Source organism: Clostridium gasigenes (assembly GCF_017348895.1).
GTDB lineage: Bacteria > Bacillota > Clostridia > Clostridiales > Clostridiaceae > Clostridium > Clostridium gasigenes.
The window spans coordinates 2,502,938-2,515,418 of record NZ_CP071376.1 but is presented as its reverse complement, the minus strand read 5'-3'; the positions used below and the strand labels follow the sequence as shown (position 1 = coordinate 2,515,418).

At 28.0% G+C, this 12,481-nt stretch carries 13 protein-coding genes; 4 read left to right on the top strand and 9 right to left on the bottom strand.

Features of this window, described 5'->3' with window-relative positions:
- Positions 1-145 precede the first annotated feature (145 nt).
- The 7 genes from J1C67_RS11725 to J1C67_RS11695 form a co-directional block, all read right to left on the bottom strand.
- The gene (locus J1C67_RS11725; protein ID WP_089964853.1) at positions 146-946 is read right to left on the bottom strand and encodes a hypothetical protein; all 801 of its coding nucleotides are present in this window, start codon (positions 944-946) and stop codon (positions 146-148) included.
- On the bottom strand, positions 940-1,635 hold the full coding sequence (locus J1C67_RS11720; protein WP_089964851.1) for an ABC transporter ATP-binding protein: 696 nt from the start codon (positions 1,633-1,635) through the stop codon (positions 940-942). The genes J1C67_RS11725 and J1C67_RS11720 overlap by 7 nt, the downstream gene beginning before the upstream one ends.
- Positions 1,636-1,639: 4 nt before the next feature.
- Positions 1,640-1,999, bottom strand: a complete 360-nt coding sequence (locus J1C67_RS11715; protein WP_244980246.1) for a GntR family transcriptional regulator — start codon at positions 1,997-1,999, stop codon at positions 1,640-1,642.
- Positions 2,000-2,194: 195 nt separating this feature from the next.
- Complete coding sequence (locus tag J1C67_RS11710; RefSeq protein WP_167866615.1) at positions 2,195-3,022, bottom strand: purine-nucleoside phosphorylase; 828 nt, start codon at positions 3,020-3,022, stop codon at positions 2,195-2,197.
- 347 nt (positions 3,023-3,369) lie between these two features.
- On the bottom strand, positions 3,370-4,008 hold the full coding sequence (locus J1C67_RS11705) for a DsbA family protein (protein WP_167866479.1): 639 nt from the start codon (positions 4,006-4,008) through the stop codon (positions 3,370-3,372).
- A gap of 21 nt (positions 4,009-4,029) precedes the next feature.
- Positions 4,030-4,665, bottom strand: coding sequence for an NAD(P)-dependent oxidoreductase (locus tag J1C67_RS11700; protein WP_167866478.1), 636 nt, complete (start codon positions 4,663-4,665; stop codon positions 4,030-4,032).
- A gap of 304 nt (positions 4,666-4,969) precedes the next feature.
- Positions 4,970-6,262 (bottom strand): L,D-transpeptidase family protein, encoded by a 1,293-nt coding sequence (locus J1C67_RS11695; RefSeq protein ID WP_167866477.1) that lies wholly within the window; start codon positions 6,260-6,262, stop codon positions 4,970-4,972.
- Positions 6,263-6,763: 501 nt separating this feature from the next.
- Here J1C67_RS11695 and J1C67_RS11690 point away from each other — a divergent pair.
- From J1C67_RS11690 to J1C67_RS11675, 4 genes are read left to right on the top strand one after another with little or no spacing between them, the layout of a single operon-like run.
- The gene (locus J1C67_RS11690) at positions 6,764-7,711 is read left to right on the top strand and encodes a CobW family GTP-binding protein (protein WP_167866476.1); all 948 of its coding nucleotides are present in this window, start codon (positions 6,764-6,766) and stop codon (positions 7,709-7,711) included.
- A gap of 8 nt (positions 7,712-7,719) precedes the next feature.
- Positions 7,720-8,352: a GTP-binding protein gene (locus J1C67_RS11685; RefSeq protein ID WP_167866475.1), complete on the top strand. Its 633-nt coding sequence runs from the start codon at positions 7,720-7,722 to the stop codon at positions 8,350-8,352.
- Positions 8,349-9,275, top strand: coding sequence for a permease (locus J1C67_RS11680; RefSeq protein ID WP_089964837.1), 927 nt, complete (start codon positions 8,349-8,351; stop codon positions 9,273-9,275). Before J1C67_RS11685 ends, J1C67_RS11680 begins: the two co-directional genes overlap by 4 nt.
- Before the next feature lie 10 nt (positions 9,276-9,285).
- On the top strand, positions 9,286-10,002 hold the full coding sequence (locus tag J1C67_RS11675; RefSeq protein WP_167866474.1) for a TIGR03943 family putative permease subunit: 717 nt from the start codon (positions 9,286-9,288) through the stop codon (positions 10,000-10,002).
- Positions 10,003-10,031: 29 nt separating this feature from the next.
- On the opposite strand, the gene J1C67_RS11670 is transcribed toward J1C67_RS11675, so the two are convergent.
- Entirely contained in the window at positions 10,032-11,225 is a 1,194-nt protein-coding gene (locus J1C67_RS11670) for an acetate kinase (protein WP_089964833.1), read from the bottom strand.
- Between the two features lie 317 nt (positions 11,226-11,542).
- Complete coding sequence (gene cysK / locus J1C67_RS11665) at positions 11,543-12,475, bottom strand: cysteine synthase A (protein WP_167866473.1); 933 nt, start codon at positions 12,473-12,475, stop codon at positions 11,543-11,545.
- Positions 12,476-12,481 lie beyond the last annotated feature (6 nt).

The window sequence follows — 12,481 nt, the reverse complement described above, 5'->3', positions numbered from 1 at the left end:
CTCAAAATATATATCTATATTATATTATTAACAACTCTGTTTTTAATAGTATTATTTTAACTAAAAAAATAAAGTTTAGCCAAATAATTAAATTTGGTTAAACTTTACTTATATGAAAAAATAACAATTCAATTTTATAAATTATTTAATTTTCAATTTTTCTTTCCATAATAAATGATGTACCTATAAATAATATTATAAAAATTAATATATCTAATATTATTGCACTTAAATTAGTATTTATTCCGTATAAAGTGAAAGTTGCAATAGGTAATTTGTCTACCTGTATTTGTAAAAAATAAATTACAGCTATAGCTCCTGCAAGCACAAAAACACTTATTATATCTGATGTTTTTTTCTTATGCGTAATCCATTTTGAAATAGCTATACAGAAGAAAAATAATGTGAATATTGAAATATACTCAAAGAAACCACTAATTATTATAAAAATAATGCCAGTTGAGAAATTTACTCCCGTACTCAAACCACGAAGAATTAAATCTACTATATTTTCCTCAAAATTACTCATAACTAGGAAAAATATTATAACAGATGCAATTGCAATTATTCCGCAAATAATAGTTCCACATACCGCTGTTATTAATTTTGATAGAATTTTCTTCCAAGATTCTGCCGGAATCATAAGTTCAAGTGGAGACTGTTTTCCAGCTAAGTCTTTTTCGTATTTTATAATTGCTTCTATAAAAGGCATTATTGTCAATATTAAAATAAATATAAAGTAAAAAATCATACCTGTAATAAACATAAACCCTAAATTCCCCATTTTATTCTCACTCGCAGTAAATAAATGAGTCATATCACTTTTTGAAGAAGCTATTTTCAAAGTACACAGTAAAATAATTTCTATAAGTCCATAAGCTAATACTATATATCTCATACTTCTCCATTTTTTCGTAAGTTCATATTTTAATAAATCAGCTAACATGCAAAAACCTCCCTATAAATCTCATCAATAGTCATATTTTTTTCACTTCTCAAATCTTCTGCATTTCCAGAAAGCATAATTTTACCTTCTTTCAAAAAATAAACTTCATCTAATAGACTTTCCACTTCGTTAATAAGATGACTAGTTATTATCATAGAACTTTCAAAACTAAATCCCTTTAATATAGCCTGTAGAATTTGTTCCCTAGCTATTGGGTCCACACCATTTAATGGTTCATCAAGAATTATTAGCTTTGCTTCTCTAGCTAATGTCAATGCTAGTGCTAACTTTTCCTTCATGCCCTTTGATAGACCTTTTACTGACATATTACTTTCTAATTTCATAAAACCTAGTAACTCATTAAATTTATCGCTGTTAAAATCCTTAAAAAATGTAGAATAAACTTTTTTTGCTTCACTAATTTTCATCCATGGATATAAAAAATCACTATCTGGTAAATATGCAACTAGTTCCTTTGTTTTATACCCTATCTCATTATCACAAATTTTAATTTCACCTTCAGAAGGTCTTATTAAACCTGCAATTAATTTTAAAAAAGTTGTTTTACCACTTCCATTTGGTCCTAATATCCCAATAATTTTGCCTTTTTCAATTGTTAAGTCTACTCCATCTAAAGCTTTCTTTTTTAAATATTTTTTGCTAATTAATTTAGCCTCAAGAATTTTCATTTTTTTATTCCCCCAATACCTTTATTAAATATTTAGAAATTTCTTCTTTGCTCATTCCAAGCTCTGTCATTTCATCTACAAATCTTTTAGCATATTTTTGTGCTTGAGTATTTTTTAATTGATTCAAAAGATCATCACTATCAACAATAAATGTTCCAATACCTCTTTGCGAGTAAGTTATGCCTTCTCTTTCTAATTCCTGAAAAACCCTCTGCACTGTATTAGGATTAACCTTAAAGCTTTCAGAAAACTCCCTTACAGAAAGCATTTTTTCGCCGCCTTTAAGCTTACCTGCTACTATATCAGCTTTAATTTTTTGTATTATTTGCATATAAATTGGTGTACTTTCATTAAATTTAATCACCTATGGTACCTCCCATCCTCATTACTAGTGTACCATTATTATAGTACACTAGTAATTCAATGTCAATATTTGTTTTTTAAACCAACAAATATTTATAAAAAGCATAGAAAAAGAGATTCAAATTTGCTTAATAGTTTACACAAACTATTAAACAAATAAAAATCTCATATTTGTAATAAATTAATACTTAGGAATCTATCTTTTTATTTCATCCATAGCTTCAATTATCTTAGCTATCCATCTACAAAAATCTATTGATGCCTTTTGAGCTATTTCTATTACATTCTCATGTGAATGTTTTTGCTTTTGTATCCCTGTAGCCATATTTGTGATACAAGATATCCCCAGTACATCTATTCCTAAATAATTAGCAGCTATTGTTTCAGGAACTGTTGACATTCCAACAGCATCTGCCCCTTGATTTCTAATTGATCTTATTTCTGCTGCAGTTTCATAATAAGGTCCCATAAACCCTGCATAAACACCCTCTTTATATTCAACACCTATTTCATCTGCTATTTTCTTTGCTTTGTCTATTAATTCAACCTTGAAAGGTTCAGACATATCAGGGAACCTTGTCCCAAATCTTTCATCATTTATACCAATTAATGGATTATCTGAAATTAAATTAATAAAATCATTAATAATCATCAAAGTACCAGGCTTAAAGCTTGTATTTATGCCACCGCAAGCATTAGTTATTATAACTTTTTCAATTCCTAATTGCTTCATAACATATATTGGATATGCAACTTCTTTCATTGTATATCCTTCAAAATAATGAAATCTTCCTTGCATTGCTAACACATATGTATCTTTTATTTTCCCAAATACCAATCTTCCATTGTGACCTTTAACTGTTGATCTTGGGAAATTAGGTATATCTTCGTAATTAATATATTCTTTATTTTCTATAGAATCCACTAGATCTCCTAATCCTGAACCTAAAACAACACCGATCTTAGGCATTAAATCAATTTTACTTTGTATATATCTTGTTGATTCTAAAACTTTCTCATACATATTATTCATCTTTTTACCTCCGAATTTTTCGCTTTAGAAAACGTTTCCAATTTATTGTATAAATTTTTTTATTAAAAGTCAAGCTGTTTTTATCTTACCTTATTACAGATTTATATTTAATGTACTTTTTAAAAAATAATAGACCAATTTGCTCGTCTATTTTTAGCTATATTGCATAGAGACAATCCATATATATATGGACTATCTCTTGCCTTTGCACAAAATATACATCGCACCTTGATCTATTATTTTTTTTCAAGTTCTTAAGTTCTTGTATTAATTATTAACGCTCTATTTCATAAGCTTATCATACTTAATCCCACTAATTTATTTTCACAAGTAAATTATTAGTTTTTAAAATTTGAAGAAGCTAATATTTTATCTATATCTTCAAATTTGCTGTAGCCCTGTGATATTATTTGTTTTTTATCTCCATTAACTAAAATAACTGTTGGAAAACTTAGCGCCCCTAAATCTACAACCATATCAAAATATTTTAAAGTCTCTTGTGTTAATTCTTCTGATAGAAATTCTTTCTCAAATTCCTCTTTAGATATATCAAAGCTTTTAGCTATTTCAATATATGTTTCTAAATTATTAGTATCCTTTCCTTCTATAAAAAAGGCTTCTTGGAGCTTTTTAAGGAATCTAAAGCTTACATCTTTTTTTAATCTTTGAATTAAAACTAATGCTTTTGCTCCTGGAAAACTGTCTAAAACTATACTAGTATTTGCTAATATATTTTTATTATATCCATCTCCAAATTTTTTACCAGTTAATTGTTCTATTTTCATATTATGACTTTTTATATAATCACCTAAACTCACATCAATAGTTTTAGAATTATCCCCTACCCACATGCCTCCTGGTAAAATGCTAAAGTCATAAATATCTTTGTACTTCTCTTCTACTTTAGTTATAACATCGCTAAACCCATAACACCATCCACACATAGTATCCATAACATAATATATTTTTGTTTTCATATTTTATTCCTCCAATTCAAATTAATATCCTACTGTAAATCTTTTTCCAGAGAACTTAGGTTTTTCAACTTCCTCTAGCATTGCAAAAGCAAAGTCTTCAAATGAAATATGACTTTCACCTTTTTCATCTGTTATCAAATAATTTTCACCAATTCTATAAACTCCAGTTCTTTTTCCGGATTCAAGCATTGCCGCTGGACTCAAATTTGTCCAATTAATATTTTTCTCTTTTTTATAATAATCTAAAGCCTCACCATGAGCTAATGCAATTGGTTTCCAAGATTCAGGAAAGCCCTTTGTTTCAACTAATTTTATATCACCCTGTACAAGAAGACTTCCAGCTCCACCCATTGATAAAATACGAGGTACACCAGCTTCCTTTACTGCAGCTATCAATCTTTTAGTAGCCTCTACTAAAGTTTTTTCTTCTCCATGCTTTGGACCAAAGGCACTAATAACTATATCATTTCCTTCAATAGCCTTTGATATATTTTCTTCATCAAATATATCCCCTTCAATAAGTTTTAAATTAGCCTGCTTTTCTTCATTTTTTGATATATTACGAACTATTCCTGTAACTTCATGTCCTCTTAATAACGCTTCCTTCAATATAACTTTTCCCACATTTCCATTTGCTCCAATTAATGCTATTTTCATAAATAATCATCCTCTCAATTTTTATTTTATTTTGACTGTAACCACTATGGTTACAACAGTTTTAAAAAAATAGTTGTTTATTTTGTGCAACTAAAAAAGTTACATTTATATTAAAAATATTTCAACTAAAATCTACTACTTATTATCATTCTTAATTGTTCCCGTTGTAATCATTATAGTTACAACTAAAGAATTTGTCAATAGTCTATTAAAAAATTAACATCTAAATGATTATATATCTAATAATCATTTAGATGTTTAAGTCCCAATTACACTTCTTTTGAAAGTGCAGTATATTATTTAATTAAAATTTAGAAATATAATTATCGTCAAATCCTAATATTATTTTTGGATTACTACTAGGATTTATCCAATTTAATATTTTAACCATTTTATCTTGTGCTACTGCCACGCATCCCAATGTAGGAATTCCTGTGTCCACATGTAAAAATATTGCTGAACTTTTCCCAGGTATTGTAGGCCATCTATTATAATCTATAACTAATGAATACTTATAAGCATTTTTATAATCTATTAAATGTTCTGCTGATTGCCACCTACCATTTGCCTCTCCAAATTCCATGGTATTATAATATTGTGAATTTGAATCATCTATCCAATATTCACTACCATCTAATTGTTTATAACGAACCCCTGAGCCTGGATTTTCCGCAACCCCAAATGCTTCAGTTAAACTATAAACACCAGTAGGAGTACACTTATCCATTTCATATACCTCGCTTGCTTCTTTCATTCCACCTGATCCAACTCTTGCATACATACGATCATATTCATACCAAACACCATGGCTATCCTTTTCCCACATAATAAGTTCACCACTTGAACCGCCAGTGCTAGTTATAGTTAGTAACTGACTAGAGTTCTTAGCTGCACTAGTATTGGCTATATAGGGTTGTTTTGCCTCACTATTATTTTCTGTTTGTGGTTTATTTGTTGGTTTTGGTGATTCTTTATTCGCAGATAATTCTTTATCTGCTTCTAATTTATCTTTATTTGCTTCTAACTTATCTTTATCTATGAAATAATCTTCAACAAGCTTTTTATTTTTAGCTAGTTCCTCTACATCACTTTCATTACTTAATTCCATTGTTTCTAATTTTGTAATTATATCCTTAGCACCAGTGTAATCTTCATTATCTATCAAAGCTTTTAGCTCAACAAAAACAGCTTCAATTTCTTTCTTTTTAATAGAATTATTTGTATTATTTTTAAGTTCATCTATTTTTGATTTTATGGGATAATCATTAGCTTTTTCCGGCATTGTATCAAGTGTAGAAATAACTAATTCAAAGTTGCCTTTATCAAAATGAGCCTTACTATCATTATAAATTTTTATGATACTTATGATTTCTTTTACTTCATTATCATCAGGATAATTTGTTAAATAATCATTTAATATCTCTGTAGCTTTTTCATAATTATCGTCTTTAAATAAAGCTATCCCTTCATTCTTTTTGTTTCCTATACCCTTTTGGTTATATTCATAATAACCATATAAGGCTAGTCCCGTTATTAAGATAACTGAAAGTAAAAATATTATTGTTTTTATAAATTTCTTTTGCAATAAATTTTTCAAATGCTTTCTCCTTCTTTATCAATAGTATATTCTCATACTGTATTTGTTTAAAATACTTTATTATAAACAAATACATACCTACTCATACTTTTTCACTTGATAAGTCTAACATATCGTAACATCTATAACAAACAATAGTTTGTGTTTCTAACCAAGTAAATTATGGAAAATAATAACCCCATTAAGCAAAAATCCTACTTTTGCTTAATGGAAATGTAACTTCCCATTCCTTATAACCAGTTTTGAAGGTTCCAACATTGCTCTAAATTTTATCCTAACCATACATATAAAAACAGCTAAGTTTCTTTTAAATTTATTCATACTTATTCCCTCTTATTATTATTAAAATATTTCTTATCTTGCTTTAATTTATTATTTCTCTGAAATATATTATTAATTCTTACAATAGATTTTTATGTTTAAACTTTTCCAAAGAATATCAGCAAATTATTAATCATACAATTAATGTAGATTAATAATATAGTTTTAGGAGTGTTAGTTATGAAAGTTAAGATTGATATATTTTCAGGCTTTTTAGGGGCTGGTAAAACCCTTCTTATGAAAAAATTACTTGAAGAAGGTGTTTACACAGAAAAAATAGCTATTATTGAAAATGAATTTGGTGAAGTTAGCATCGATGGAGGTATCCTTCGTGAAACAAATATTGAAGTTCGTGAAATTAACTCTGGTTGTATTTGCTGTCAAGTTACTGGAGATTTTAAAGATGCTTTACTCCAAGTTATTTCCGATTATTCGCCAACTAGGTTACTTATAGAACCTTCTGGAGTTGCTAAATTATCTGATATTAAAAATATATTTTCAGAAAAAGATTTAATTGATGTTACTGAAGTTGATAATGTTATAACAGTTATAGATCCCTTAAAGATTGATGTTTATTTAAATAATTTCAAGAAATTTTATAAGGATCAAGTTATTTCTGCGGATAAAATAGTATTTAGTAGATGTCAGTTTATTAATGAGTCTGAATTATTAGAGGCAAAACTAAAAATATCGCGGCTTAATAGAAAAGCATTATTAATAACAAAACCTTGGGATACTCTAAAAGGTAGTGAAGTTATAAAAAATTTCACTCCAAATAATTCATTTCTCAATTTAAAAACTAATCCTATTAAATCAAAAGCTACTTTATTAAAAGATTCTACTGCAGAAAATACTAGTAATACTTTTTCATCTATTCCTATTTATGTTAAGAATAGATTTTCCAAGGATGAACTAATAAAAAAATTCGAATTTCTTTCCTCTTCATCTAATTTTGGAAATGTTTTAAGAGCTAAAGGTATAGTAAATTTACTTGATGGAAATAAACATCAATTTGATTTTGTGCCGAATGAATTTAACATACGGAAATTAAATTATTCACCTGAAGATGTAATTATAATTATAGGTACTGATTTAAAAGAAAATGCATTAAAAAGTTTTTTTAATTAGAGATTTTGATGAAAAGACGCTTAGAGGTGGTTACTGGATTTTTAGGAGCTGGCAAATCCTCTTTTATTAATTCCCTAATCGCTTTAACAATAATACCAAATGATAAAATTTTAGTAATTCAATTAGAGTCCGGAGTTACATTTATAGATAACTGCTCTAGGGTTAAAACTATTACTTTTAATAATGATTTAAGTGAACTTTCAAGCTTTATTTTAGAAACTACTTATGAATTTAATCCATCTAGAGTAATAATTGAATTTAACGGCACACTTTCTTTAGAATCACTAAGGGAAAATTTAAATAAAAAAGAATTAAATAAGGAATTTTATTCTGGGGCTAATTATTTTTTATGTGATGGCACAACCATTGATTCCTACTTACTTAATATGGGTGGTATTTTAACTCCCTTTATAGCTAGCGCAAATATAATTACTGTAACTAACACCTTAGCTATATCCCATAAAGATCTTGGCCCTAGTTTAAAAAAACTAAAAACATTAAACCAAAAAGCTTTTATTCTTTGTGTTGATTCTTCCTGCGAATTATATACAGCTTTATTAAAAAGCAATTTATTTAACAGAGGATTAATATCAAAAAAATTACACTTTTTATCAAAATATTTTAAGAGGGATGTTGTATGAGTAGTTTTATAAATTCAGAAATATTTAATTCATGGTTATCTACCTTTTTAAGTATAATAGTTGAATCCCTACCATTTATTTTAATTGGATCAATTATTTCAGCAATTATACAACTATTTCTTAAAGAAGAAACCATAAAAAAATTTCTACCTAAAAATAAAATAATATCAATAATATTAGCAAGCTTAATGGGGCTTTTTCTACCTCTTTGTGAGTGTGCTATTGTTCCCATTGGAAGAAGTTTAATAAAAAAAGGTGTTTCTGTTGGAACTGCTACTACTTTTATGCTGGCCGTACCGATTATTAATCCAATAGTACTTTTATCTACCTACTATGCCTTTTCTAATAATTTAAGCATTGTTTTTTTAAGGGCATTTGGTGGATTATTTATATCTATACTTATAGGTTTAATATTAGAAATATTAACTAAGAAAACTCAAGTTATAAAAAATGATACTGATTATTTATCCTCTTGTGATTGTGGCTGTGAAAATCTTTATATGAAATCTAACTTTTTTACTAACCTAAAAAACTTAATAGACCACACATCAAAAGAGTTTTTGGACATAAGCAGATATTTTATTTTAGGAGCTTTTTTAGCTGGAATAGTATCTGTTGCTATGGGTTCTTTAAACATAGACTTTAAAAATATAATGCCTTCTATGGGGATAATTGTTATGATGCTTCTTACCTTCTTCCTTTCTCTTTGTTCAGAAGCTGATGCCTTTGTTGCAAAAGGATTTCTATCCTCATTTGGAAATAGTGGAGTTATTGCTTTTTTAATACTAGGACCTATGCTAGATTTGAAAAACGTTATTTTACTACTAGGAGCATTTAAAAAGAAATATGTATTTTCTTTAATGTTCTTAACTTGTAGTATTCTAGCCTTATTTTCCTATTTAGTATTATTCTTTGGGCTTTAGGGGGTAGATTATGAGACGTTTTAATTTAGATGAATTAATTTGGTTTATTTTATTACTTTTGCTTACATCTTTATGGGGCTATCTTATTTTAAGTGGATCTATATATGGTTTGGTAAACCCTAGAATGGTTAAATATAGTTATTTTGCATTTGTTATATTTATTATTTTAACTATTTTTCAGCTTAGTAAAATCCTTACCTTCCCGTCTAGAATAGATATGTCTAATAAATTTATTCCTTTAATATTTACTCTTTTTATGGCGGTAGCATATATTTCTATAAATTCTAGCTACGCAATTAGCTCTTCATTATTATTAACTGAAGACCAAGTTAAATTTAATTATACTGGAAATTATATTTCTATTGATAATAATAATAATAAATATCATTTAATTGAAGATTTAAATATAGATTCTGAATATATTGATAAAACAATATCAATAGTTGGTTATGTAGATAGAAATGGTCATTTACCTGAAAATATATTCCTAATTTCAAGAGATACCATTAGTTGTTGTCTTCAAGATTTAAGCACTATTAGTCTCTTCTGTAAAGAAACCCACTTAAATAATAGTACTAATACTACCAATACTGCTAATATTAAAAATGGTTCCTGGGTTAAAGCACTTGGGAAAATAAAATATGAAAATGGAAATGCTTATTTAGAAATAATAGAATTAACCGTAATAAAAGAACCAGAAAAAAAATATTACACCCCTGGGGTGTAATATTTTCCATTTTATATTTCTATTTATTGCTATTTTACTAATTTTGCAGTATCTCTTGCAATCATTAATTCTTCGTTAGTTGGTATTTGATATATCTTAACCTTTGATCCTTCATTAGAAATTTCTTGAATTTTTCCTCTAATAGAATTTTTCTCTTCATTAATAGTAAATCCAAAGAATTCTAAACCTCTTAAACTTTCTCTTCTAGTTAATGAAGAGTTTTCTCCGATACCAGCCGTAAATACTATAGTATCTACTCCACCCATGATTCCTGCATATGCAGCAATTTGAGCTCTTACTTTATAATGGAATATATCTAGAGCTAATTGTGCTCTAATATTTCCTTTATCTGCTTCAGCTATAACATCTCTAAAATCTGAAGAAACTCCTGATATTCCAAGTACTCCTGATTTTTTATTTAATAAATCATCTACTTCTTCTATAGTGTATCCATGTTCTTCAATTAAGAAAGTAATAACTGATGGATCAATACTCCCTGATCTTGTACCCATCATAAGACCAGCAACAGGTGTGAATCCCATAGATGTATCTATTGATCTACCACCTTTAATAGCCGCTATTGAACATCCATTTCCTAAGTGACAAGTTATTATCTTTAAATCCTCAATATTTTTTCCCATAACTTTAGCAACTTTATTTGCAACATATTTATGAGAAGTTCCATGGAATCCATATTTTCTAATACCATATTTCTCATATAATTCATATGGTAGCGGACAAATATAAGCTTCTTTTGGCATAGTTTGGTGGAAGGCAGTATCAAATACAGCTACCATAGGTGTATTTGGCATTAACTCTTGGCACGCTTCTATTCCTGTAATATTTGGTGGATTATGTAATGGTGCAAGTATAATACAGTCTTTAATTGATTGTATCACCTCATCTGTTATAATCACTGATTCTGAATACTTTTCTCCGCCATGAACAACTCTATGTCCAACTGCTCCAATTTCATCCATTGATTTAATTATCCCATTTTCTTTATCTACTAATGCTTCTAAAACTAATTTTATAGCATCCTTATGATCTTTCATAGGTGTATTTATTATATACTTGTCTCTATCCTCTATTTTTTGAGTTAATATAGATCCTTCAATTCCTATTCTTTCAACTAATCCCTGTACCATTGATTTTTCTGTAGCCATATCAATTAACTGATATTTTAAAGATGAACTACCACAATTAATTATTAAAGTCTTCATAAGTTATTCTCCTTTTCAATCGCATAATTTTCCAACACATAAAATTTCTACTATAATGAATTATATGATTTAATTGCCGTTAATTCAAGTTTAATTTAATAATTATTATCGTTAAATAATTAACGTTATATATTTTCAAACTATTCTAATATTATTTTCTTTCATGTCCCCAATTTCTTAAACTCTAGATTAATCTGTTCAACACTTTATCTTTCACTTATCAATATTTTATTTGCTAGAAATTAATTTTTTTGCATAAATAAATTGACTCTGTTTTAAAAAACAGAGTCAATTTATTATTAGCTATTCCACCCTTATTATTCTGCAAATAATGGTGTTGATAAATAACGTTCACCATTATCAGGTAAAAGTACAACTATAGTCTTTCCTTCATTTTCTGGACGTTTAGCTAGTTCTATAGCAGCAGCCGCTGCCGCTCCTGATGATATACCAACAAGTATACCTTCTGATTTTGATAATTCTCTTGAAGTAGCAAATGCAACTTCATTCTCAATTTTTATAATTTCATCATATATTTTTGTATTTAAAGTGTCTGGTATAAACCCTGCTCCTATTCCTTGGATTTTATGGGGACCTGCTTTTCCTTCTGATAAAACCGGTGATCCACTTGGCTCCACTGCTACTATATTAATATTTGGATTTTGTGCTTTTAAATATTCTCCAACTCCACTTATAGTTCCACCAGTACCAACCCCAGCTACAAATATATCAACCTTTCCATCTGTATCCTCCCATATTTCAGGTCCTGTTGTTTTTCTATGAACATCTGGATTTGCAGAATTATTAAATTGTCCCAGAATAAATGAATTAGGTGTTTCTGATGCAAGTTCTGCTGCCTTTGCCATAGCTCCCTTCATTCCTTTTGCCCCTTCTGTAAGCACAATTTCTGCTCCATATGCCTTTATAAGACTACGTCTTTCTATACTCATAGTATCAGGCATTACTAAAATTACTTTATATCCTTTAGCTACTCCAACAAAAGCAAGTCCTATTCCTGTATTACCACTAGTTGGTTCAATAATTATAGAATCTTTACTTAATAATCCCTTTTCTTCTGCATCAATAATCATTGAATTTGCAATTCTATCTTTAACACTTCCTGCTGGATTAAAATATTCTAGTTTTGCAACTATCCTTGCATTTAATTTGTTTTTTTCGCTGTAATTTGTTAGTTCTACTAATGGTGTTTTTCCTATAAGATCTGTTAAACTTCTATAAATTTTTTCCATAATATT

Coding starts and splice junctions, on each gene's coding strand:
- J1C67_RS11725 (WP_089964853.1), bottom strand. CDS start 946: ATGTTAGCTGATTTATTAAAATATGAACTTACGAAAAAATGGAGAAGT.
- J1C67_RS11720 (WP_089964851.1), bottom strand. CDS start 1,635: ATGAAAATTCTTGAGGCTAAATTAATTAGCAAAAAATATTTAAAAAAG.
- J1C67_RS11710 (WP_167866615.1), bottom strand. CDS start 3,022: ATGTATGAGAAAGTTTTAGAATCAACAAGATATATACAAAGTAAAATT.
- J1C67_RS11705 (WP_167866479.1), bottom strand. CDS start 4,008: ATGAAAACAAAAATATATTATGTTATGGATACTATGTGTGGATGGTGT.
- J1C67_RS11700 (WP_167866478.1), bottom strand. CDS start 4,665: ATGAAAATAGCATTAATTGGAGCAAATGGAAATGTGGGAAAAGTTATA.
- J1C67_RS11690 (WP_167866476.1), top strand. CDS start 6,764: ATGAAAGTTAAGATTGATATATTTTCAGGCTTTTTAGGGGCTGGTAAA.
- J1C67_RS11685 (WP_167866475.1), top strand. CDS start 7,720: ATGAAAAGACGCTTAGAGGTGGTTACTGGATTTTTAGGAGCTGGCAAA.
- J1C67_RS11680 (WP_089964837.1), top strand. CDS start 8,349: ATGAGTAGTTTTATAAATTCAGAAATATTTAATTCATGGTTATCTACC.
- J1C67_RS11675 (WP_167866474.1), top strand. CDS start 9,286: ATGAGACGTTTTAATTTAGATGAATTAATTTGGTTTATTTTATTACTT.
- J1C67_RS11670 (WP_089964833.1), bottom strand. CDS start 11,225: ATGAAGACTTTAATAATTAATTGTGGTAGTTCATCTTTAAAATATCAG.
- cysK (WP_167866473.1), bottom strand. CDS start 12,475: ATGGAAAAAATTTATAGAAGTTTAACAGATCTTATAGGAAAAACACCA.